The sequence below is a fragment of the Thalassobacterium maritimum genome (assembly GCF_031127805.1).
GTDB classification, from domain to species: Bacteria; Verrucomicrobiota; Verrucomicrobiia; order Opitutales; family Coraliomargaritaceae; genus Thalassobacterium; species Thalassobacterium maritimum.
Genome location: NZ_JARXHW010000022.1, coordinates 37,482 through 61,099, shown reverse-complemented (window position 1 = coordinate 61,099; position 23,618 = coordinate 37,482). Strand labels below are relative to the sequence as shown.

The window sequence follows — 23,618 nt, the reverse complement described above, 5'->3', positions numbered from 1 at the left end:
ATGAATGTCTTGTTTCCGCCTCGTGCGCTTTGCTGCTTTTTGTTGATGAGTTTCTCTGTGAGTGCTGCAGCGGCACAGACAGCAGCGGTGGCAGTCCGCGTTTTGTTTTTAGACGAATCGGATGCGGCATATGTGATTAAGGACAATGGCGAGTATCGATCTGTTAGTTCATACCCTTATGCGATCAGTCCGCCCTTTGATGTTAAATCGGACAGGCCATGCGACGTGTATAAAGAAATCCATTTTCTCGATGATTCGGGGGAGGCGCACACTCGGTATGAGGCGATTGCTCAGGTGAAGGTGAGCGACACTGTCGAAAGCGTTTTAGTGGTCATTGCCGCGACTGCGAGTGGTGAGTATATTTTAACTTATTACGAGGACGGCGAGGAGGATTTTCCCGCGGGAACTGTGCGTGTCATTAATTTGGGGCACTTGCCGATCGCTGCCAGTGTCGGCAGTGGTATCTTTTCGATTGCACCGCAAGAGGTGCAATTCATGCAACCGAAACTGGACCACAAGCGGCGGTTTTTCACACGAGTCGCCGAGAAGGAGTCAGAGCAGTGGAACATTCTGTATGATGACGTTTCCGTGATGCGGTCAAACGAGCGCATGACTGGGATCGTAGTGTATTCGCCGAGTGGGATGCGGCATACCTACACGGAGTCTGAAATCATTGAATACGGCCCACCGCCTCCTGGGCATTACTGGTTGAGTTATACGGATACTTCGCTTCAAGACTAGACAAAGCAGTCACTCTCTGCGCACCACGAGACAGTGTTCGGATTTATTGGCGTTATTGGCGCAAGCTTTTTACTAAATAATATTAAGGTTGAAGTTGAGATCCAATTGCTCCACGTGGCCATCGAAGAACAGCGCGTTGCGGAAATTGCCATGAATTGGTTTTTCTGGCAGGGCACTAGACCAGCCCGCGTTAGGAATTAATTCAGCATCGGATTCTGTGTACATGACCGCTTGGCTTGGATTTTCGATTAATAGGTAAGATTTGCCCCAAGGTGGCTTTGTCGCTGGGGTTTCACTGTTGGTTAATTTTAGCGGCCAGTTGCCGATCAGGCTTGGCCCGTTTCCTCGCCGATTATTTTCCCATTCTGGCCATGATAAAGTGCCATCGTAGCTCATATTGGCTTCGGAGTTACTCCAGCTGTTGGCTTTGAGGGCTCCCCAATAAGAGCCGAATAGTGTCTGTATCCGACGAGGGTCTCGATTGTAATACGGGCTTTGTCCTGAAAAGGGATCTCCGAGTGCTGATTTGGGTAGGAGATTATTATTGTCTTGTAAATACATCTGAAAGGCGCCGCCGATTTGCCTTAATTGCGAGGTGCATTTTGCGGAACTGGCTTTGGTGCGGACATTCGCTATGGTGGGAATCAGAATTGCGGCGAGTATGCCGAGCACGGCGACTGCTGTGAGTAATTCAATCAGGCTGAATCCGTTCAGGTGCGGGGACGTTTTTTTGAATGCTTTCATGGGGGTGAGGGGCGGTAGTCATTCTAGTGAGATAATGAAATTTATTGCGTCGTTGATGTCGGGGCAACTCATTGCTAGTGCAACTAGTTGCATTGGTTCGGCCTGAGACTTGCCATTTTGAGGTTCCCATGTCTAGCACCATGATTGCTGCCAGCCAGACTGACTGGCCTTATTGGAAGTCGTGGTGTTGCTTGGATCGTCAGAGCGCACGGTTCTTTGTTATAGCGGTTCGATCGTACTTAGCAGGTCTTCTAACTTACCTTCCGCGAGGGCCACGACGGTGTCGGCTGCGCCGTAATACATTTTGACTATGCCGTCGTCTTCCAGAATGAAGCCACCGGGGAAGATGACGGAACCGCGAAAGCCTTCCAGTTCGTAAGGAGCTTCGGCACGTAGTAGCGGCTCTTTGCTCATGCCAATGACTTTGGCTGGATTTTCGAGGTCGAGCAGCATCAGGCCGGCAATGTATTCTTTGTTCCACGTGCCTTCACTCCATGTGAAGAGTTCTTTGTCCTCATGCTTCACCACGGCGTGAAAGGTGGTGAGCCAGCCTTTTTCAGTTCGGATTGGCGGCGCACCGGGGCCGATCTTGGCGTTGCCGAATGGAATTTCTTCCGCAGCCAGCAGGAGTTTGTGTTCGCCCCAATGGATGCCGTCGGGAGACTCACTGATCCAGATGTCAAAGGACTCGCGACCGCCGCGCAGGTAGAGGGGGAATGGACGGTCGAGTCGGATGAGTTTGCCGTTCACGCGCTCGGGAAAGAGCACCATGTTCCGATCTTCGGGTAAAGTGATGTGGAGGAGATCCCAGTTGCGCAGGTCGGTGCTTTTGGCGATGCCTCCGCGAATGCCATGCTGTGTATCGACTGCGAAACAGAAGTAGGCCTCAGCATCGATCATCGTGATGCGTGGGTCGTAGACACGGACGACTTCCTTATCCCCAAAGCGTACATCATATTGGCTTTTCAGCCATTCGCGGATTTTCTGTTGATCAAAAATCGGCTCCGGGTCGACTTTCCAATTGTGGCCGTCCTGGCTGCGCGCTAGGCCCACGCGAGTCAGATAGGCATCCGGATGGGCGCGGGGGCCGGAGTCGGTGCGAAAGAGCATGATGTAGCCATTTTCCCATTTGCAGACGCCCGCGTTGAAGACGGACATGCAATCCCATGGGATGTCGTCTTCGTGGAGTACTGGATTGGCGGGGTGGCGTTGGAGGGGAGATGTTTGTGTGGTCATGTTGTGTGTGGAATTGATGTTGGCTGGAGTTTTGTTCTGATGTTCTGATCTTAGCGAAGGCCTTTGTTTTTGAATTGCTCACCGGCGAGGGCACGTTTTGCGAATGCCCCCCAGAAAGGGGTGGGTTCATACTGCCAATTGGAAAGCATCACAGGAGTGGCCCATGTGTGGAAGGACCAGCCTGTCCAGTTGAGTCGATGCTTTTGAATAATGCCTAGCATGTCGGGCACCCAAGTGTAGGGATCTTCTTGGTCGTCTGAAGGAATGAAATGCATCTTCTTAATATCTGCGCCGACCTCACCGACGAAGATCGGGTAGTGCTCCGCGGCGTCCAGAAAGGCTTTTTGCCAACCGGTTTTCCAATTGTATACATGAGTCGAATACATAATGCCGTGCCCCGCTGGATCGTCCAGTGCATAACCTTCCAAAATGCCTGAGAGGTCGTAGGCCCACTGCAATCCACCAGCGATGATGACGTTCTTTGCCCCAGTCTGTCGAATGGCGTCAACGAGCTTTTGCATGCCGGGCGATTCGAAGCCTCGGTTGGCTTGCAGGGTGGTTTCGTTGAGAAAGCCGGCTTCGTTGATGGCTGCTGACTCATCGGCCACGAAGCCGCCATTGCGCCAGACTTCCCAGGAGATGCCGTGCGGTTCGTTGATGATGTCGAAGAGCACCGCCGGATGATTCTTGTAGAGCGTGGCGAGCTCTTGCCAGAAGGGGAGGTGTTCTGCTTTGACCGCACGAAAGCGGTGGTTGTCGAGCACGATATAGGCACCGCGATTGGCGACTGCGTTGACCGCCGCATCGATGGTGGCACGGTAGGCGAGTCCGCCGTCGCTTTGTCCTTTGCCGAGGCCATACCAGAACTCATCTTTAATGGCCAGACGCACCACATTGGCCTTCCACTCTTCGATCGCCACGATGGCTGAGTGAACTACACCATGACCGGCCGGCACGATTTCCAGTCCGGGGATCGCGACGCCTTGAAGCCAGACCTCTTCGCCGTTCGCATTGGTCAAGCGATTGCCGGAGACTTTGATGGGCGCGGGCCAGTTACCAGCTTTTGCGCTCTCGGTGGGTGGGTCGTTGGGGTAGTTGCGATCAATGTTGTCGGCGAACATAGATTGGACAGTGCTCCATGTGAGTGCGATTAAACATAGTAAAGTAAGTCGTGGTGACTGCTGCATTGGATAATGGGGCTTTAATAGTTGGGTGGGATCATTGAGGGATTTGAACGGTGATTCGAGCAATGTATCGTTCCTATTGCTGATACAATGCTGGCTCTGTGCAACTTATTGCGGAGAGCTTTGATTGTGGTTTAGATGATCTTATGTAGCGTTGTTTTATAGATCTTCGACGGTCTGTCTTTAACCTCATTATTCTTATTACAATGCGATACTCCACCTGTTTACTCTGTCTTCAATCTGTTCTGCTACTTGCGTGGACTGGTAGTTCTGCTGTTGCGCAAATGACCGCAGCGGCGGATTCACTTATTACGAATTCCGGCTTTGAGTTGGATGCGGACCTTGACCAATGGCCGGATCGTTGGCCGAAGGGCGAACACCTCCAGTGGGGGGAGGAAGCAGGAAATCGTTTTCTTCGGATTGAAGCAACGGCTCCAGGGAAACTGTTAATGGCTTATCGCGAAATTGGGGTGCCCGCCGATGCACGCGCTTTGAAATTTACGTGGAAGCAGCGCATTACCAATCTGCAACCAGGTGAGAAAATGTGGTTCAACGCACGCATCTTGATTGAGTTTATGGATGCAGGTCGCGCAAAGCTTACGCCGAGTCCGAAGCCATTTGCCTATGGTAAAAATCACCCCGAGTGGGAGGCGAAAGAAGCGAGTTTCTTGGTTCCTGAGGGGGCGCGAATTATTAAGTTCATGCCCTGCCTATTTAATGTTAATGCGGGCACTTACGATTTAGATGACCTGGTGATTACTCCGATCGACCCTGCATCTTTACTATAATTTACGCTTCATTTTAATCAGATCGTTTTTCAATTTTCTTCCTATCAATTAACTCAATCGTATGCGATTTTCTCTTCATCTTCTATGCCTTCAATCGATCTTCCTGCTTTGGGCAGGTAGCGTGTCGTCGGCCCAGGCTGCGTCACTGCAGGATTCTATATTATCCAACCCAGGCGTCGAACTCGATGCCAACATGGATCAATGGCCAGACGCTTGGCCCAAAGGCACGGGCATCCTGTGGGGCGAAGAAGGTGGGAACCGCTATCTGCGTATGCAATCTACCACGCCTGGAAAACTGGTCATGGCTTATCGTGAGATTGCGGTGCCTGAGGGGGTGCGCGCTTTGAAATTCAGCTGGAAGCAGCGCATTACGAATCTGCAACGCGGCGAGAAGGCGTGGTTCAATGCGCGTATCTTGTTTGAGTTTATGGATGGGGATCGCAAGAAGCTTACGCAGAGTCCGAAGCCATTTGCCTATGGCAAAGATCAACCCGAGTGGGTGACAAAAGAAGCGAGTTTCTTAGTTCCAGAGGGGGCGCGTATTATTAAGTTCATGCCTTGCTTGTTTAACGTAAAGGCGGGCACCTATGATTTAGATGATCTGGTACTGACACCGATTGATCCCACGGCATTACTCGAAGCGGCTGCATTAAAAGAATCGGAGCAGGCCTTACAGCAACAGTCTGATATTGAAAAACGACAGGCTAAAGCGAAGGCCTTGTTGGATGCGACAGGTTCGCTGATTTCTAATGGTAACTTTGAGTCGACTCAAAAGAATCCAGCATGGCCCGATCATTGGGGGCAGCTCAAGGAAAACGGTAGCTACGAGAACGAAGCGGGCGATCACTTTGTGCGCATGAAGTCGACCGAACCCGGGAAGTTGATTATGTTGTATCGTGAGATTGATTTGCCCAGCGATGTTAAGGCGCTGAAGTTGTCTTGGCGCTGGCGTGTGACGGATTTGAAGGTGGGGGAAAAGCCTTGGTTTGATGCGCGCGTCATCGCAGAGATTCTCGATGCCGATGGTAAGAAGTTGAAGCCGCAGCCAAGCCCATCCTATTCGCGTGGCACCGATGGGTGGGTGCATGTGAGCCGGGATTTTCTCGTGCCAGAAGGCGCTGTGAGTATTAAGTTAATGCCTGCATTGTTTAGTGTGGCGAGTGGCACCATGGATATTGATGATATCAAGTTGGAGCCGACCGACACACAAGCCTTAGAAGCTGCGGCTGCTAAACGAGCGGAAGAAGCACGTATGCGCTACGTGGCGCCTGAGGAGCCGCAAAAAGAAAATTGGCCCTTGGAACTACATACTGAAGGGAATCGTCTGGTGGATTCCAATGGCGAAGAAGTATGGTTGCAGGGCTTGAATGCCGGTAATCTGGAGACGCTGCCACACGATACACAGGTGATTAAGTCGGCCGTAGTTGGTATCGAAGAGTGGAATGCCAATGTCATTCGTCTACCAGTTAAAGAAGAGTTTTGGTATGGCACTAGCGTTTACCAGAAAGATGGTGGACAAGGCTATCGCGATACGATCGATCAGATCGTGACGCTCGTCGCCAATCGCGGGGCCTATCTTGTGTTGGATCTGCACCGTTATCGCGCACCAAAGCCGATCCACGCACAGTTCTGGGTCGATGCGGCGACACACTTCAAGAATCACCCCGCTGTCTTGTTTGATCTGATGAATGAGCCGCACGGAATCTCCTGGGAGGTCTGGCGCAATGGCGGCTGGGTCGGCACCAAGACAGGTGTAGATGAATCCGGTTTTTTAACTGATGCTGAGAAGAAAGCCAATCAAGGCTACGAGTCTGTAGGTATGCAGGGCCTGTTGGATGCGGTGCGCTCGACGGGGGCGAGAAACATCGTCGTTGTCGGTGGCATCGGATGGTCGGGAGACTTATCTGGTGTGGTCCAAGGCTATGCGCTTGATGAGCACGAAGGGGGCAATGGTATTATGTATTCATGGCATCAATACAACTGGCATACGGGATGGGCGAAGACTGTGCTTCCAGTGGCCGAGCAGTATCCGATCCTTGTCGGTGAAGTGGGGGCCGATACGAATAAAATGGACTTTATTCCGCATGAAATTCAGGAGTCGCCTTATACTTGGGTGCCGGATATGTTGGGCTTTATTCAAAAATACCGCCTCAACTGGACCGCCTGGTGCTTTCATCCCCGAGCGACGCCGGTGTTGATCAAAGACTGGACTTACGAGCCCACCGAGTTTTGGGGCGTGTTTGCCAAGGAGGCCTTGCATGGCAAGCAGTTTGAAATGAAGCGGATGCGCTAAAGGTAGGGACGCCTGCCCTCAGGCGTCGGAGGCTTCGTTTGTTCGGTAGAGCATAGCAAGCTTCGTGCGGCGGTCGCGTCTCGCGGACGGTTGGGGCAACAGTTCCTGCCTCAGGCGTCCGGGATATGTGCGAGGGGTGTTGTGAAATCGGCAAGCTAGGTTTGCCGGGCCGCGTGGTCGGTTAGAGGATGGCACGGTAATTTATTCAGTCTGTATATTTTCCAGAATCTGCCCATCAACGAGGAGTTGTTCACGTAGTTGCTCGTAGGAGATATTCTGAACTGTGTCTTTTGTCCGGAGGGCGATTACTGCGGCGGTGGCCGCGCTTTGTCCTAGTACCATGAAAGTCCATTCCAGACGAACGGCTCCGTAGCCGACATAGGAGGATGACAGGGCTGAGGGTACGAGTAGATTGGTACATTCATTTGCCTTGGGACGAATGGCCCGGTAGCTGATTCCAAAGGGGCGCCACTGGATGTCGCTACCGAAAACAAAGCCTTCGTTCCATACTTGCCCGTCTTTGACGATGCGGCGGGCATGATGCATGTCGGGAGGCCAAAAGGCGAGTGCGACCGGGTCCTCGGCGACTTTGGGATTCCCTTGTGTGAGATCTGCTTCGGTGATGATCCAGTCGCTGAGCATACGTCGTCCGTTGCGCACGTAGAGTTGATGCGGCCAGTGCTCATTGTCTTGAAACTCATCCGCAGGTAGGCCCCAGTTGGCCCATTTTTGGCGAATGCATATTGGCACGGAAGGATCGTTTTGCAGGAACCAGATGAGCCCGATCGTAAAGTCGCGATGCCTCTGGTAGATACTCTCTCGTTCTGCATAGTTGCCATCGGGCCAGCCGTGGCTGTATCCGTAGTGATTGGCCGAGAGGTCGTGCCAACTACCGATATCGGATTTCTGATTCGGGATGCGCGCATCGGGTGCAAAAAAGTTGTCACCCGCGCCCGCAGCAAAGTAGCGTCGATAGATCTCATATTGCTCCGCCTGATAATTGTCTGGCTGGGGGATTGGAATACGTATCTGTGAATTGCAAGTCAGACAGATGCGAAAGCAGAAAGCCATGCTGGCCCGGTCACCACTGCCGTTTTCCGCCAGCGGTTCCGCCTGGACGCTGGCGATGAGTCCCGAATCCGGATTTCCGGCTTCGATGTAAGGATCCACTTTAACTGTGAACTGGCGATAATTGGAATGGTGAACTACGCCGTTAAGCGTTTCGTCATATGCCGCATTCCCTTCGCGGCCATAGGTGTAGCGAACGCCGGCAAAGGCCATTAAATCACCTTCGACAGTGCCATCGATAAATTGACGGGCTAGAATGCTAGCTCCGTTTTCGAAGTGGATCGCGGTTATGCGATGTTGATGCATCGTAACACCACCATTTTCCCGCAGTCGTCGGTCAAAGAGGATGTCGACACCGGCCTCTTCGAGCAGGCTCAGGAAGATTGACTCTGCAACATGAGGTTCGAAGCGATAGCCTAAACCTCCGCCGTAGAAGTCTGCTATACGTTGATAAAACTCCCGGGCGATCCCGCCGACAGCAACTGAGTTTTTGAAGTTATGATTGTCCAGATCATTAGAACCCAGTCCATTGACGAGGATGCCTCCGACATGGTTACCCGGGACAGTTAATACTGTGCGAACGCCCATTCTCCCTCCCTGAGTCGCGGCCGCGATGGCGGATGGGGAGTCTCCGTAGACACAAAGATCGTATGTGGGTGTCGGGGGCATATTATTGGGAAAGCTCAAATATGGATTCTTATATCCAGGATATGGTTTGGCCTAGGGATAGGTCGAGTAGGCCGCTTAGCCATGTGAGCGATTGCACTGGACATTTATTGTTCGACGAGGCGCACAGCATCCACGATGACATAGCCGTTGGTGCCGTCGTTGCGGAAAGTGATGGTGCCTGCGGTTCCGGCGCTAAAACTGTAGCTGCCGAGGCTGATCCACTGGTTGTGATTCTGTTTTTGATCGATCGTGACGGTCGTGTTTCCGCCATTGTAGTTGATATCCACAGGGACATTGCTCGCGCGGTTTGTATAGGCAGTCCAGCGTGCGAATACTTCGTAGGTTGCCGCCTTGGCGAGGTTGGGTGTGAACTGAACCGATTTACTTCCTTTGCCGCTGTTAGTATCATGTAGGTAGTTGCTTCCGAAGTAGCCGGAAGTGCTGGTGCTGCTACTCCAACTTCCGTTTAGTGTGACGTAGGTGGATTCCGTATTGTCAATGATGTATTCAGTCGCAGTGTCGCGGATGAAGCGGACCGCATCTGCGATGACGTATCCGTTAGTGTTATTCGTGCGAATCAGGACGCTGTTGCCTGTGCCGGTACCTAACGGGTAGGTGCCGAGTGAGTGCCAGATGTCGCCATTTTGTTGTTGGTTAATCGTTACAGTCGTTGTTCCTGTTTGAGAGGAAATGATGTCGACCGGGACATTGCTTGCGCGATTAGGATGCGCGGTCCATCGTAGGAAGACTTCGTAATCGTCGGCAATGGATATGTCCGGTGTGAAGCGCATGCTCTTATTGCCTTTATCTGTGTTTTCATCGTGACGCGCATAGCCATTGTAGCCAGAACCAGAAGAGATACGCCAGTTTCCGACAGCATGTAATCCGTATGCATTACTGTTATCGATGATAATGTCGTCTGTGATTTTAACGAAGCGAACTGCATCTGCGACCACATAGCCATCGGTATTGGTGTTACCCATCAATAGGCTCGCGCTGGTTCCTGCGCCGAAAGGGAAGACACCGAGCGAAATCCAATCCCCGCCATTGATTTTTTGATCGATTTGATCGAACGCGGTACCGTGGCCATGGATAATATCGACGGGGACATTGCTGGCACGGTTGGCGCTGGCTGTCCAGCGAGCGAAGACTTCGTAGTCGCCATAGCTGGCCAGGTTTGGAGTAAAGCGAACACTCTTTTGTCCTTTATATGAATTATTGTCATGCAAGTAGTTACTGGCGTTGTAACCACTGGTTCCTGTGCTACTGAGCCATGTACCGACTGTATGGAGTCCGCTGCCATCGGCATTATCCACGATAACATCTTCGCCAGCGCTTGTATCGGCAATGCCATCGCCGGTATAGAATAGGAGGGCAGAGACGTTGCAATAAGCGCCATCGGGACCGACATAGCGAATGTAACGAAAAGTGTTGGTATTGTTGATTATTGCAGATGTGTAAATGAGGCCAGAGTCGTCTGGACTGTTGGTAATCGTGTAGAGTGTGGTGACGTCTGAACTGAAGTCGGCGGTGTTAGACGCTTCAAAAACACCGCCGACCATACGACTGCCGTAAGCTTCACGCGGCATGTATTCGATACGGGTGATGCGTTGGGGAGTAATCAGATCGAGTCCGGTCCAGGCTCCATCGGCGGTGGCCGCATCGAAGTAAGTACTGAATCCTCCGTTGAAAGGGGTGACTGCGCCATATTTCCAATCAGTTAGAACACCGGAGAGTGGTTCGGTTCGTGTGCCCGTTGTGCCGATGACGGTGCCACCTATGACGCGTTCGGCTGATGGATTCGAATTCGCGTGCATGTGGGCGATCGCCGCCGCTCCCCAGAAACTGGTCGGAGTGAAGTCCCAGCTGTTGATCATATTTGGGCTAGCGGTCGGGTGGAGTGACCAAGCTGTCCAGTGAAAGTTGTGCGAGTTCACCCAATCCATCGCTTGTGGTACCCAGCTGAATTCGTCATCGATGGAATAGCCGAGAAAGGAGGTACCACCCGGGTGGCCGATTTCACCTAGCAAAATTGGGTGCTCTTGTCCGATATTACCTACGCGCGATTGCCAATAGCTTTTTAAGGGGTAGAGGTGTGCGTCATAGACGACACCGTTTCCATTTGTTGTATCTGTGAGCACGTAGCCATCGAAGACACCGCTTAGATCATAGGCGTAGTCACTGCCGCCGACTAGAACGATGTTGTTGGCGCCCGTAGAACGAACGGTATCGAGTAAGTCTTGCATGCCCGGCTGATTGGTCGTGCCGTTGAGCCAGGCATCCCAACCACCGAGGTTGTTCGGTTCATTGAACAATCCGAACAAAACCGCAGGATTATTTTTGTAGCGATCGGCAGCATCTAGCCAAAAGGTGAGGTTCGTGTTGGTGGGCTTATGAAATTCATGTAAGTCGAAGATCACATACATGTTGTAGTCCGAAATTTGTTGAATGACATCGTCGACGATCTCGCGGTAGGTGACTTGATTGGGGCCTAGCCAATGACTTTGGCTGATGGGAAGTCGTATAATATTTGCTCGCCATTCCCAGTAGGCTGCATCGACGGATTCGCTTAGATATTCTCCGTTCCCCCAGCCGAGGCTCGGGATATTGACGCCGACCAGTCGGATGGGTTCACCGGTGGATTTGACTACGATTTGGTTCCCTTGTGTTTGGAGTTCCGGCGGTGCGGCTTCTACTGTGAGGCAGAGTAGGAGGGGGAGGCCAGTCAGAGCGCCGAGACGTTTAAACCAGTGATGTAAGCGCAGCGTAACAGATCGCGATATGTGTCGAATCATAATGTTTAGGGGTAGGAGTGGGTAAGATGGTCCCCAAATGGGAACTCGACCAGGGGTAGTCGATCTTAGGAGAACCCAATCTACGATTCTTCACAAGGTCCGCGAATTGCAATTGGTTGCACGTGGGCGGGAACGACTGCTCACTTGTTGAGCCGTCACTGCATGGCTTGTTGGCGAAAGGCCTTGGGGCTGTGTTTTGACTTTGAGTAGAACCAGTTAGTAAAGTTGGAGGGATTATTGAACCCGAGTTCGTAGCCAATTTGTTTGATGGGGGCGGGGGAGTTAATTAGCATTTGTTTGGCTTTGCGGTATTTTCGTTCGCTGTAGTATGCGGTGGGGGTGATCCCCATATCTTTGACGAAGATACGGTTGAGCTGCGCGACGCTAATACCGACTTTATCTGCGAGTATCTTTTCTCGAAATCTGGTGTTCAAGTCTATGGTATCGATGTAAGTTTTGGCCACATGAACACGTTCATCGGTGATTTTTACTCGATGGAATTGTGCGCCTATTTTTTGCATAGTTCGCAAGTATACCTCGATCCAATCCATGAAGCCCCGGTGTGTTTTAGTGTATTTGTAGATGTCGATCGACTGAAATTTCATCTCACTTCTATGATGTGTGAGGTGTGGGCCTGCTGTCTTGAGTAAAGATCGAGCGAGCCGTTCTAACCTTGGGAAATCCTTCGAGCTGCAAGTCAGTGGATTGGCTTCTTTAAAAAGTTCATGGTCGGCGCTCCAACTCGCTTCGAAGCGTAGGGAGAGTATTTCTAGGTCGTTGCTGAAAATGCGCTCATCTTTTTTGGCCGGTGGGAAGACCCAGTCACCTGCCTCTGCTTCGACTGAGTAAGTTTCACCGACCACTTTGATGCTGCCTTTGTTTATTAGCCATGCAGATAGTCCAGGGAAGCTGTGGTAGCTGCGGCAGCTTCTTTGGGCAGGCTTGCCTTCGTATATCCATTCCAGCGCAAAGTGCAGATTATTCCAGTCAATATAGCGCAGTTGATCTTTGTCCTCAGTGAGCATGCTGAAATCTAGTAATTTTTTGAGCAATTATGGCAACTAAATTGAATTGTCTCGATCTGAGGAATTAAAAGGCTAGGCGAGCACCTCAGTTTTCATTCTAACTAATTAATATTATTATGTACTCATTTCGATTTTTACCTCTATCTATCTTCACTAAAGCAGCTGTTTTACTTACTTTAGCCGCAACTGGATCTCAAGGGCAGACCTTGCTATCGCATTACACGATGGACAATAGTCTGGAAGATTCGGGTACGCTGGAGATCGATGGTGAATTAATTAACAGTGCAAGTTTTCAGGCCGGAGGTGCTGGGACTTTTGATTACGCTTTGTCGACTGCCGATGGTACGCAGGATTTTTTTAGAGCTGATACTTCCAATAATGCTGCGTTTGCTTTGAACGCGATTACCATTAGCATGTGGGTGAATGTGAGTGCTTTTGGTGATAGTGATCGTTTGATTTCGAATATTGGTGGTAGTGCCAGTGGTTTTGAAATGAATTTAAAAACAGGCGCGCTAACGGATGGTGACTACCGCATTTCTTTTGGTTTTAATAGTACTTCCGGGGCGGTGCAATCTTCCGATAATGTCGGCTATCAACTTGATGAATGGGTTTTTCTTGCTGTTACTTATGATAGTAGCATTGGCACTGGGGATAACGTCTCTTTCTATTTGGGGAGCGAAACAGACTCGGTCGTGATGAACGATTCGGATGCGAAGTCTGGAGCGATCGTTGCGAGCTCATCAGATCTTGAAATCGGTGGCACTCCGGCAACGAGCTCTGATCGTACGCCGACTGCATTGTTTAATGATGTTCGTATTTATAACGGAGTTTTGGATACTGCAGCATTGGAGTCGATTCGTGCTTCTGCGATTCCAGAGCCTGCTCATACTGGCGTGTTTGTTGGGGCTTTATTGATGGGATTAGTTGTGATCCGGCGCCGTTGCTAATTGAGTTTTCATCTACTCTTCAAATTTCATAGACATCAGGTGGGCTACGTTGTGTGGCCCACCTTTTTTTGTTTATTGTCGATCATCGGCGCTGCTGCTGATCATACGCCATGGCCCTGAAATGCGCAGTTGAAGCTTAACATCACTCCGGTTCAACCATGGCAATCTTACTATCTAGCGTTGCGCTGCTTTCACTGGCTCGACCGCTGACTGGAGTCATCCGAGTGCCAGCACGCCAAGGTGGTGATCGGCTCGGAAATGGATGTCTGTTTGATTGGTGGGTGTATGATGAATTTTTATACACTCATGGGAGTGCTCACGAAGAGAACTTGAGGGCAATAGACGATTGCCTCATTGAGAGCAGTTGAGCTCAGGCATACTATTGAGCCCAGGTATACTAGAGTGTGAGTTCCAATTTGAGGAAACGTTGCGTGTCTTCAGATGCGAGTTTGATGCGTAGCTTTTTGAGCACTGCGCTGCCGTCACCGTCGGGGTCGGGATCTATAGTTTCTTCGATGATTTCAATGTCGTCGGTGACCAGAGTGGACCAATTATCTTTTAGATTCGTGGTGGAGAGGTAGTTGAAAATGACATCCTCGGCGTTGACGTTTTGTCGAAAGATAAAGTTTAGCCATGGGCCATTCTCGCTCGTGCTGTCGTAGGTGGCGTAGGGCCTAGCAGATGCGGGGATGGTTGCCAATGGGGGGAGGTCGAGGGCATAAGCCATGGCATTGGGAATGCCGTCATGATTAGGGTCCGCTTCAGGGGAGTCATCTTCGCCGGCCCAATCGATCGCTTCGGCCCAGCTGCTATAGCGTGGGGCGTTCTCCTCGACGGTGAGTGAGAGTAAGGCCTCGCGTAGGATGACCGCAATAATGGCATTGGATGTGCCGTTTAGGTGGGTTCCATCCTTTGTCATGTAATCACCGGTGCCGTTGGTGAACCAATAGTGGTCGTCAGTGGGGTCCGCCAATGGCGTGAGTGTGTCGAGTAGCAGGTCGATGTCGCCGTTATTGAATGAGGTTTGCAGAGCGGCGTTGAGCGCGTCGCGCTTCCCGCTGTCTCCTTGACTGGCGTCGCCCCATCCTGTGTTGGGGGTTTGGTCTGCCAGGCTGACCCAGTTATAGGATGCCGAAACGGTTCGGGGCATGAGCTTGGTGCGAATGATTTTTTGAATGCCTTCATTGCGGCAGAGTGTCCAAATGTCTTCGAGTCGGCTTAGAATCTCGCTGACGTCCCCCGTCCCGTTGCTTCCCAGATCATTGGTGCCATATTCTTCCACTGCGACATTGGCATACTTCAGAAAGTGAGCCTGACGAGGATTGCTTGCTTTGAGCAGCGCGGTGGTGGTGGCTCCATGGCGGGTGAGGTTAAAAGTGGCGATGGTGTTTTTGCCGTCCTCATCGACCGCCGCACGGCAGAAGAAGCCGAAGCCGGAAATGGTGCTGTAGGAACTCGTGGCATCGCCTGAGCCGTCGAGAATACTATCGCCGATCCCGATCACGGAGGGATATCCTGGCTCGGTGAAGCGTCCGAGGAACATGGTGGGTAAGCCACGGGTGCGTGCGTATTGACCGGTGATCGACGGGACTGGACCTGTCGTGTCGTAGCTGCCGGGCCCGTTGGCTGGATCGTAGAGGATGAACTTGGAGCCGCTGTAGCCTGTTGGATTGCCTTGGCAAACTTTGCCGCTAGCGGGGATGCTGCCTTTGATATTGAGCCAAAAGACTTCGTCTCGTTGCGGAGTGCCGCTGGTCCATACACTGGAATCGATTGGGTCGGCCAGCCAGTAAGGTTCTGTATCGTTGGCCGGCATGACCAGACTGCGGGAACCGCTAAAGGTAATGGGGACGACTTGCCCATCGGAAGCGCGCTCCAACCAGGCGTATTCGATGGTGACTTCGCTGCTGTTGGCGGCTTCAACAGAATAGCTGAGTAACCAGTTCATGAAACCAATTTGCATTTCAGAAACCGGGCCCCCCAGTTGGTGAGGTGTGCGGTGCCAGTAGGCAGTTTTCTCGGTATCTGTGTTTTGGGTGTAGACGCCGATACGTGCTCCCGTCGCCACGTAGCGGATGGGCTCAAGGGCATGGCTTGAGATCGAGCCGATGAGGCCGGCAATGATGGTCAGGACTACGATATTCTTTCTGAAATACGAAGGGCATTGGGGAAGCAACATAGCATTAATTAAATATCTTTGGAGTCATCATTCGCAAGGTTGCCGCCACGCAATTAATTGCGTAGCTGTGGTGTGCTGTGATACCGCAGTCGTTCACCGCCAAGTTAAGCTAAGTCTCTTTTGTATGTGCAACTAATTGCGTGGAGGGGCTGTTGATCCACACCAAGCATTCGCCACATGTTAGTCGGAGTGGGCATGTTGCCCGTATTTATTTCTACAAACAACCCCTTCGTATAATGCAGATTGAAAACGATTTTATGCTTGGTGTCGCTGCGCGACTTCCTGAATTAACTAGTCAAGACTTGGAGATGATGCGGTCCGTCGGCATTCGCTGGTTACGCTTTGGGGACTTTCAATTTGATGCAGCTGCATTTATGAAGAATGAGCCACAGTCTTCAGGTTTTGAGGAAGCTTGTCAGCGGGTGCAGGATTTGAGAGATTCAGGATTTCAATTAATGGGACTGTCACCCGGGCCGCGCGAGATGGCTAAGCTTGGACTGACTCCCGGCAGTGATGAATACTATGAGGCTTATGCGGCGGTGAGTCGTTTTTTTGCTCTGAAGTTTGAAGGTTTAATCGAGTGGTGGCAGGTTGCGAATGAATTGGATATCTGGATCTTTCGCGATAACCTGGACATGGATCAATCGGTCGAGTTTCTGAAGGTAGGGATTCGTGCGATGAAGGAGGCAGTTCCCTCGTTGAAGGTGGGCATCAATATCACCTTGTTTCCTTCTTTACCCGGTGAGGTCGACGGGAATACGGATGCGCATGAGGGCTTGATTCTAGCGAAAGGCATTTATGGGGACCCCTCTTTGCCAGTCGATTATGCGGGGTTTGATAGTTATCCTGGGTCTTGGCGCAAAGGCGGCCCGGAAAGTTGGCACGAGTATTTGGACGGATTTTACGCACTCACAGGCAAGCCGATTTTTATTCAAGAGTTTGGCTATGCCTCTGCAGGCGGAAATATGACCCCAGCGGACATTGATGCAGGTGCCTATCCTTGCGATGTGAAGCGTTGGAAGTTCAACTGGAGAGGCGAGCATAGTGAGGCGGTGCAAGCTGAGTATATCAAAGAGTCGATGAAGATATTTCTCGAGAAGCCCTTTGTCATTGGAGCAACCTACTATAATTGGCGTGATGCTGCGAATTGCTGGCAATGTCAGGAGCCGGATTGCCCTGCAGAGACCGCATGGGGACTGCTTAATCAGCAGGGACTACCCAAGCCTTCATTTTATGCATTGGAATCCTGCGCGCGAGCGATTGAGTTGACTTAATCGCTTGCAGGCGCGTCGCAAACTTCAATATGTGTGATTGTCAAAGTGTGCGCAATAGATTGCGCTTAAGGGTTGATTTCTCAGCGATGTGAGCCAGTTTTGGGATGTTCGCCTTCATCATAATTCGTGGTAATTTATACAGCAATCTACGGATTTAACCCTTAAAATATTTTGCCTGTGTCGACTTCAACTAAGCATTCAATGGACGGTGGTCGTGTGACGATGAAGGAAGTGGCGGAGGCGGCTGGTGTGTCTGCGTCCACTGTTTGTCGCGCCTTAAATTCGAATCCACAAATCCCCGAAGCGACCCGTCAGCGTATTCAGGCGGTTGCGGATCAGTTAGGATATCGGCCCGATCCCTTGCTTTCTGCCTTTGCGGCACGCCGTCGTGGTAGCTCAACAGGTTCTAGTGTCACGACGATCGCCTATATTACCAACTTTAAGAGCCGTGACATCTGGCTGAAGAATCCGTTTTATCTGCGTTGCTATGAAGGGGCGAAAAGGAGATTGGAGGGGCAGGGGTATAAATTAGAGCACTTTTGGTTGGGGGAACCCAATATGACGCCGGGGCGCCTCAGTCGAATACTCTATGCCCGAGGTATTTTGGGGCTCTTTCTCGCGCCGACGCCGAATGTGCATAAACCACTCGATTTGGATTGGGAGAAATTCAGTTGTGCGACGGTTGGGTATTCGCACATGTCGCCTATATTGCATCGTAGCACGCCGCATCATTTTCACGCGATGCAGGAAGCGCTTAAACGCTTGTATTACTTGGGGTATAAGCGTGTAGGCTTGTGTGTGTTTACAGATACCAGTCGACGGGTGGATGAATTGTGGTTGTCAGCCGTGCTCTTGGCACAGTATGATCGGTTGAAGGGCATTGGTAAAAAGGATAGAGAGTTTAATATTAGCACTTTTCTATTTAACGATACGACATTGAAGGACACGCCAGCCTGGTGTCGTCAAGAAAAGCTGGATGTGGTGATTAGCGACAATTTGGAAGTGATGGAAGAGCTGACTGGTGCAGGTATCCATATGCCCGGTGAAGTGGACTTTGTCAGTTTAGGCTGGTTCGAAGGGCAGTCTGATATTGCTGGAGTGGATCAACGCCCTGCCGATATCGGCGCGGCCGCGACGGACTTGATTGTGGGGGCCTTGCAGCGTGGGGAACGCGGGGTGCCGGCCGTTCCTTTGACCACCATGGTGGAAGGTGTGTGGGTGGATGGTCCGAGTCTGACGAAAAAAATACCTACTAGCCCATCATTTGCTTCTCCGTTAGATACGCAATGATTGCGTGGTTGGGTACTTGTTTTGTGCGGCAATATTCTACTTATTGGAATCGTTTGGATTTCTTATAGGCACTGGCTGCGCTCCATGTCTTTAATTTCTCGAAATACTATTGTTTAAGATTGTCTATCCATATCATATGAAACGCCTCTCTCTAATCCTATTACCCTTCCTCTTCGTTCAGATATTAATGGCTCAACCCGCGTCCATTGAATTGGAATCCGATGCCGTGGGCACCATCGACTGGGTGGCCGAAGTGCTCAAGGGTGGGGCGACTTCGATCGTCCTCTTACTGGTGGGCTTTGTCGGGCTGGTCTTTTTTATCGAGCGTATGATCGTCGTGCGGCGTGCGAACTTTATTCCCAAGCACTTGGAGCTGCAATTGCGGGAGTGTGCGGAGCGCTCAGATTTTGATGGAATGAGTGCCGCTTGTAAGGGAAATATGAGTGTGCTTTCATCGGTGGGAAACTACATTGCCTCGCACAAACATATACCTTTTGAGATCTTGGCGTTAGGGGGATCCGATCTTATTTCCAGAGCGGTCAGCCGCCAGCAGTTGCGTAATTATCCTTTGGCAGTTGTTGCGACGATTTCGCCTTTGCTGGGCTTGTTGGGGACGATTATCGGGATGATTGAGTCTTTTCAAAAAGTGGCGCTGATGGGGGATACGGGGGATGCTTCGGTCTTGGCTGATTCGATTGGTAAAGCGCTCATTACGACCGCGCTCGGCTTGATTATTGCGATACCCTCGCTGGCTTCTTACCATTTCTTTAAGTCTAAAATCAACAGTTTCGGCATACGCCTGGAAGAGACCATGGACAGCCTGATGTCGCCCTGGCTGCATGCGGAGGATGCGCAAACCCCAGAGTCGAAAGAATGATCGAATGCCTCACGTGTCATTCCTTGCCCTCGTCTGATGTCTTCTAACACTCCAAAGTTGAGTTTGACTACTTCTTCCACCTCCCGGGTGGCGGTGATGCGGCGCTTGCGTAATCGGCCTCGAAAGGATGATAATGTGGAGGTCGATTTGTCGCCGCTGATCGATTGTGTGTTTTTGCTGCTCATTTTCTTTTTGGTGACCACCATGTTGAAGAAGTTGGAAAAGCAGATCCCGGTGGTTTTACCGGATTATACTTCCGCCTTGGCGCCGATTGCGGAATCGGAGGTGATTATTTATGCGATGGATGATAGTGGGGAAATCCTACGAGCCAATGGGGCATCACGCACCATGCAAGGGCTCAGTTATAGTCCGGTGGCATCCTTTATTGAGGATCTTAAGTCGGTTGCGCAAACACATGGAACCGGTGTCGGAATCCGCCTGGATGCGGACCGCGAAGTGCCCGTGCAGCGGGTGATCGATGCCCTGGATACTTTAGCCCTTCAGGGCTTTGAACAAGTGGGCGTGCGCTTGCGCTATCGCGGCTCGGAGGATTTTGAAATGAAAGGCTATCGCTAATGAGTCGCCGTGCTTATGAAGAGGAAGACGAGGATGTGGCACTTAGCATGTCGCCTCTAATTGACTGTGTCTTCTTGCTGCTGATTTTTTTCCTCGTGACCACGATGTTGAAAAAGGACCTCAAAGAGGTGGAGCACCTCAACTTGCCGATCTCGCGTTCGTCGCTGGAGGTGCCACCGGATGATAGCGTCGTGGCGATCGCAATCGATGCTGAGGGGGAGATCTACTATGAGGGAGAGTCGGTAACAATCATGGTATTGCTGGACGAGCTGCGGACCATTGAACAAGAGGACGCGGAACGTCGTATTCGCTTGGATACCGATGAAAATACACCGTTCTATCGTTTCGTCGAAGTGCTCGATGCGCTGAGCTTTCGAAATTTACGTAATGTAGGGGTGCGCACCTACCATGAGAAATACGACAAATGATAGGCTTGATACAGAAATTTCCGCTCCAGGCTGCGCTGCTGATTTCATTGCTGCTGGCTGCTGCGGCGTCACTTGCCTTGTATTTTAACGATGATTGGCGTCAGACCACATTTGCCATTCTGGAGGTGGAAGTCGACGAAGAGGGCGAGATCGTCAGGAAGGTCAAAGTGGAGCGACCTGAGCCAAACCGTGAGCAAGTGCGTGAAATTGCCCGCAATAAGGAGCTGAAGAAGAGGGAGGAGTTGAAGGAAAATGCCAGGAAATTGCGTAAGACTGTCTTGTCGCTCGAAGAGGTCGTCGAAGCCCGAAAGGAATCTTTGAGCACGCCGGACATTTGGGATGAATTGGCCGCCCAAAGTAGTCACCTGATGCAGCAAGCCGATGAAATGCGCTATTGGCAGACAAAGAGCCGCTTTCTTACGCAGCAAGAAGGTGTCGCGAAAAGTTTGATACAGTTGCGTAATTTGGCGGATACACATTCCAAACAAATGCGGGTGTTGGCTTTGCAAATTGAAGTTGAAAACGACTCCGCTTGGGCGGCTTTGGAACAGGCACGGGAGGTCGTTGTGCAGATTACACCCGCGCAAGCTTCGATCGTCAGTGCGTATGAGAGCGGGGTCGCCCTGCCAGCGGATCGGGAGCAGGAGAAAATTGTGCGTTTTATGACAGAACGCGTGGAGGCGATGAAGCAATTTGCTGAGGAGGCTAAGGCCTATTTGGCAGAGTTTGAAAGCTTTCTGATGCCAGCGCGTGCACTGCCGCCCATACCGACCGAGGATACGCCGGCTGAAACGTTGACGGAAACATCAGTGGATACTTTGCCAGAAGTGGAACCAGAGCTACCTGCATCGGAATCGGACTCAGCGGAGCGGGAAGCGGTGCCCAGTGAGGCTGATTTGGACCGCATGGAAACCGATGAACTCTATGAAACAATCCAAGCGATGACCGAGCGGCTGGACGAAGCGTTTGCGGAAAACAAAGCGGCCGAACTTGCCGAATTTAAGCAGATTCCGCTGGATCAGGCGAAAGAGCAGGTCTATGCACCCAAGACGGATCCGGGCCCGGATTTGGCTGAATCATTGAAGCAAAATCAGCCAAATTCTAGCGAAGAGTTTCAGGCTTTCAACGAAGCTCTCAACCAAGCCGTGCAGTCGAGTGAGCGTATCGCACGGCAGGCCGAGAATCGCTTGAGCTCGGCCAGTGGTGCTCAGAGTTCTGATGATAAGGCTTCTCAGACCGCGGACCAACTGAAGCAGGCACTGAGCAAGGCGGCCTCGCTGAAAGCAAAAATGGCGATGGCCGGCTCCAATATGGGGCGATCGAATGGAAATTTGCAGGACCTGCGCAGTTTGATGCAGCAAAGCTATGCCAATGCATCGCTCTCCGGTGGCGACGACGACACCGGGCAGGCGGGCTTAAGCGCTTCGTATGATAGCGAGTCTTTTCTTGGAGCAGATAAGAGTCAAAACAACCCATCAGGCATTCGCTTGGATAGCCGCAAGACATTTGCTCAAGCCTTACCGGGACGGCGCTTCGATCAGGAGTCCAGTCGCAAGGGTTGGATCTTTGTGGATACCTGGTATATCATCGGGCCTTGGGATTTACCTAAGGGGCCGGAGTTTGAGCAATCCTTCCCACCGGAAACAATGGTCGATCTGGATGCGAGCTATGAGGGCAAACGTCATCCCAGAACCAAAGAGGCCATGCAATTGCGCTGGCGTTTTGTTCAATCCGGTAGCCTGCGTATTAAGCCGCCCGACGAGTTGAGCTCGACTGTGTATTTTGCTTATACGGAGGTTTTCTGTGAGAGTGCGATGGATGTCGTTGTCGCAGTGGCCAGTGATGATCGGGCCAAGTTGTGGATCAATGATTTGGTCGTCTTTCAGGACGTGGGCCTCTCCGGTTGGCAACTCGATGAAGGCTTTCGCCGGGTGTTGTTGAAACCTGGATACAATAGCTTTCTCTTGCGCTTGGAGAATGGCCCCGCAGTCGCTAATTTCTCGGTGCTGATGTGTCCTGCGGATGCTGTTTTAGGCCAATAAATCTAAGTACATTTCAGTTCTTCGTGTCGCGTGCAATCAGTTGCGTGACGTGGCACTTGTCGCGTATTAGAAATTTTACATATTATAAATATATTAGTTATTTTATCCACTGCATAACCCCTAATCAAAAATAATGAAAATGAATATGTTAAAGAAGTTATCTACTGTCAGTGCTGCCTCGATTGCAATTTGCGGCGTGCTTCATGCCCAAGTATATTGGGATATTAACGGTGCCAACGCAGGTGCAACGGACTCCACAGATGCATCGGGCACTTGGGATATCGCGACGACTTCCAATTGGAATACCGCATCCGATGGCACCGCGGCGGTGACGACTTTTACGGATACGGATAGTGTGGTCTTTTCTGCCGGAAACAATGTGGCAACAGCAACAATTACTGCAACTGGCACACCTACCGCGACCAATCTGACCATAGAGGAAGGGACTTATACTTTCGATGGAAATTTAAAACTAGGCGCTGCGGCGACTTACACGGTATCCAGTGGGGCTTCGGCGACTTTTAATGATGCCGTATCACTTACAGATAACTCCGATTTCGTGATTGAGGGGACATCGAGCATGAAGCTTTCTGGAGCAGGTAAAACATTTACCAAGACGGGGAGCGGCACTCTCACGCTAACCGATTCGGCGAATAGCGACTATGCTATTAATGTGAATGAAGGTTTGGTTGTTATTAATCGCACTGCGACTAAGCAGCTGAAAAGTATTGTCGTGGGGGCTTCTGGAACATTGCAACTGTCTACCAGTGACCAACTCAATCCTTTAACTGTAAACGGCCTCTTCATAGTGGACGAGGGCGTTTCCGATTCGCTCGGGCAACTCTATGGGGCTGGTAGCATTCAAGCGGGAGATAACACATCGCTTAATATCGATAAGGGCAATTTTTCCGGGGATATTAGCGGTGATTTGGATATCTCCATTAGTAAGGCCAACGGTTTTTCGTTCAATGATGGTTCCTCCGTTGAGTTTGTCATCGGGGCAAATGGCGTGAGTAATTCCATCACCAGTGGCGATGCGAACATGAGCGAATTGAATCTGAATGGTGAATTAACATTCGACCTCACCGGTGCGGATCTGACTGAAGGTAACTCTTGGTTGATTGTGGATGTTGATGGATTGACCGTCGCCTACGGAGCGACATTCAGTGTGACTGATTTTACTGAGTCTGATGGTATTTGGACCTATGATTCCAATTCTTTGCTTCAGTTCTCAGAGGCGACTGGTTATTTGACTGTGGTGCCAGAGTCGTCCACCTATGCTTTGCTTGCAGGTTGCTTGGGCTTGACTTTCGTCATGCTGCGACGCCGGAAGTAGGCGAATTCAGTATGTCTTGAGTGACTAAAAATCCCGGCACTTATGTGCCGGGATTTTTTTGTGTGAAGTGCTTAGTCTTTGTTACTTTCGGGGATGATTGATCGCTATATCTTTAGTTGTTTTTAG

18 protein-coding genes are annotated in these 23,618 nt (G+C 51.1%); 11 read left to right on the top strand and 7 right to left on the bottom strand.

The window, feature by feature from the left end:
• Nucleotides 1-741, top strand: coding sequence for a hypothetical protein (locus tag QEH52_RS10740; RefSeq protein ID WP_308950371.1), 741 nt, complete (start codon nt 1-3; stop codon nt 739-741).
• Nucleotides 742-813: 72 nt separating this feature from the next.
• Here QEH52_RS10740 and QEH52_RS10735 read toward each other — a convergent pair whose 3' ends face one another.
• The 3 genes from QEH52_RS10735 to QEH52_RS10725 form a co-directional block, all read right to left on the bottom strand.
• Complete coding sequence (locus QEH52_RS10735) at nt 814-1,485, bottom strand: prepilin-type N-terminal cleavage/methylation domain-containing protein (RefSeq protein ID WP_308950370.1); 672 nt, start codon at nt 1,483-1,485, stop codon at nt 814-816.
• A gap of 219 nt (nt 1,486-1,704) precedes the next feature.
• A complete protein-coding gene (locus QEH52_RS10730) occupies nt 1,705-2,721 on the bottom strand; it encodes a glycoside hydrolase family 130 protein (RefSeq protein WP_308950369.1) in 1,017 nt (338 codons plus the stop codon).
• A gap of 50 nt (nt 2,722-2,771) precedes the next feature.
• Nucleotides 2,772-3,842: a glycoside hydrolase family 5 protein gene (locus tag QEH52_RS10725; protein ID WP_308950368.1), complete on the bottom strand. Its 1,071-nt coding sequence runs from the start codon at nt 3,840-3,842 to the stop codon at nt 2,772-2,774.
• 269 nt (nt 3,843-4,111) lie between these two features.
• On the opposite strand from QEH52_RS10725, the gene QEH52_RS10720 reads away from it, so the two are divergent.
• The gene (locus QEH52_RS10720; protein ID WP_308950366.1) at nt 4,112-4,693 is read left to right on the top strand and encodes a hypothetical protein; all 582 of its coding nucleotides are present in this window, start codon (nt 4,112-4,114) and stop codon (nt 4,691-4,693) included.
• Between the two features lie 61 nt (nt 4,694-4,754).
• On the top strand, nt 4,755-6,986 hold the full coding sequence (locus QEH52_RS10715; protein WP_308950364.1) for a glycoside hydrolase family 5 protein: 2,232 nt from the start codon (nt 4,755-4,757) through the stop codon (nt 6,984-6,986).
• A 201-nt stretch (nt 6,987-7,187) separates the two neighbouring features.
• On the opposite strand, the gene QEH52_RS10710 is transcribed toward QEH52_RS10715, so the two are convergent.
• From QEH52_RS10710 to QEH52_RS10700, 3 genes are all read right to left on the bottom strand, one after another.
• Complete coding sequence (locus QEH52_RS10710; RefSeq protein ID WP_308950362.1) at nt 7,188-8,723, bottom strand: FAD-dependent oxidoreductase; 1,536 nt, start codon at nt 8,721-8,723, stop codon at nt 7,188-7,190.
• 104 nt (nt 8,724-8,827) lie between these two features.
• Nucleotides 8,828-11,518: a golvesin C-terminal-like domain-containing protein gene (locus tag QEH52_RS10705; RefSeq protein ID WP_308950360.1), complete on the bottom strand. Its 2,691-nt coding sequence runs from the start codon at nt 11,516-11,518 to the stop codon at nt 8,828-8,830.
• Nucleotides 11,519-11,673: 155 nt separating this feature from the next.
• Nucleotides 11,674-12,543 carry a helix-turn-helix domain-containing protein gene (locus QEH52_RS10700; protein WP_308950358.1) on the bottom strand — a complete coding sequence of 290 codons (870 nt, stop codon included), beginning with the start codon at nt 12,541-12,543 and terminating at the stop codon, nt 11,674-11,676.
• A gap of 116 nt (nt 12,544-12,659) precedes the next feature.
• Here QEH52_RS10700 and QEH52_RS10695 point away from each other — a divergent pair, with 116 nt between their 5' ends.
• A complete protein-coding gene (locus QEH52_RS10695; protein ID WP_308950357.1) occupies nt 12,660-13,490 on the top strand; it encodes a LamG domain-containing protein in 831 nt (276 codons plus the stop codon).
• A 397-nt stretch (nt 13,491-13,887) separates the two neighbouring features.
• Here QEH52_RS10695 and QEH52_RS10690 read toward each other — a convergent pair whose 3' ends face one another.
• Nucleotides 13,888-15,669 (bottom strand): SGNH/GDSL hydrolase family protein, encoded by a 1,782-nt coding sequence (locus QEH52_RS10690; protein WP_308950355.1) that lies wholly within the window; start codon nt 15,667-15,669, stop codon nt 13,888-13,890.
• Between the two features lie 236 nt (nt 15,670-15,905).
• Between QEH52_RS10690 and QEH52_RS10685 the strand changes: the two genes are divergently transcribed.
• From QEH52_RS10685 to QEH52_RS10655, 7 genes are all read left to right on the top strand, one after another.
• The gene (locus tag QEH52_RS10685; protein ID WP_308950353.1) at nt 15,906-16,943 is read left to right on the top strand and encodes a hypothetical protein; all 1,038 of its coding nucleotides are present in this window, start codon (nt 15,906-15,908) and stop codon (nt 16,941-16,943) included.
• 177 nt (nt 16,944-17,120) lie between these two features.
• Nucleotides 17,121-18,233, top strand: coding sequence for a LacI family DNA-binding transcriptional regulator (locus QEH52_RS10680; RefSeq protein WP_308950351.1), 1,113 nt, complete (start codon nt 17,121-17,123; stop codon nt 18,231-18,233).
• A 136-nt stretch (nt 18,234-18,369) separates the two neighbouring features.
• Nucleotides 18,370-19,110: a MotA/TolQ/ExbB proton channel family protein gene (locus QEH52_RS10675; protein WP_308950350.1), complete on the top strand. Its 741-nt coding sequence runs from the start codon at nt 18,370-18,372 to the stop codon at nt 19,108-19,110.
• 63 nt (nt 19,111-19,173) lie between these two features.
• Nucleotides 19,174-19,686 (top strand): ExbD/TolR family protein, encoded by a 513-nt coding sequence (locus tag QEH52_RS10670; RefSeq protein WP_308950349.1) that lies wholly within the window; start codon nt 19,174-19,176, stop codon nt 19,684-19,686.
• Nucleotides 19,686-20,114, top strand: a complete 429-nt coding sequence (locus QEH52_RS10665) for an ExbD/TolR family protein (protein WP_308950348.1) — start codon at nt 19,686-19,688, stop codon at nt 20,112-20,114. Before QEH52_RS10670 ends, QEH52_RS10665 begins: the two co-directional genes overlap by 1 nt.
• A complete protein-coding gene (locus QEH52_RS10660; RefSeq protein ID WP_308950347.1) occupies nt 20,111-22,156 on the top strand; it encodes a hypothetical protein in 2,046 nt (681 codons plus the stop codon). The genes QEH52_RS10665 and QEH52_RS10660 overlap by 4 nt, the downstream gene beginning before the upstream one ends.
• A gap of 133 nt (nt 22,157-22,289) precedes the next feature.
• Entirely contained in the window at nt 22,290-23,492 is a 1,203-nt protein-coding gene (locus QEH52_RS10655) for a PEP-CTERM sorting domain-containing protein (RefSeq protein WP_308950345.1), read from the top strand.
• The last annotated feature ends 126 nt before the right edge of the window (nt 23,493-23,618 follow it).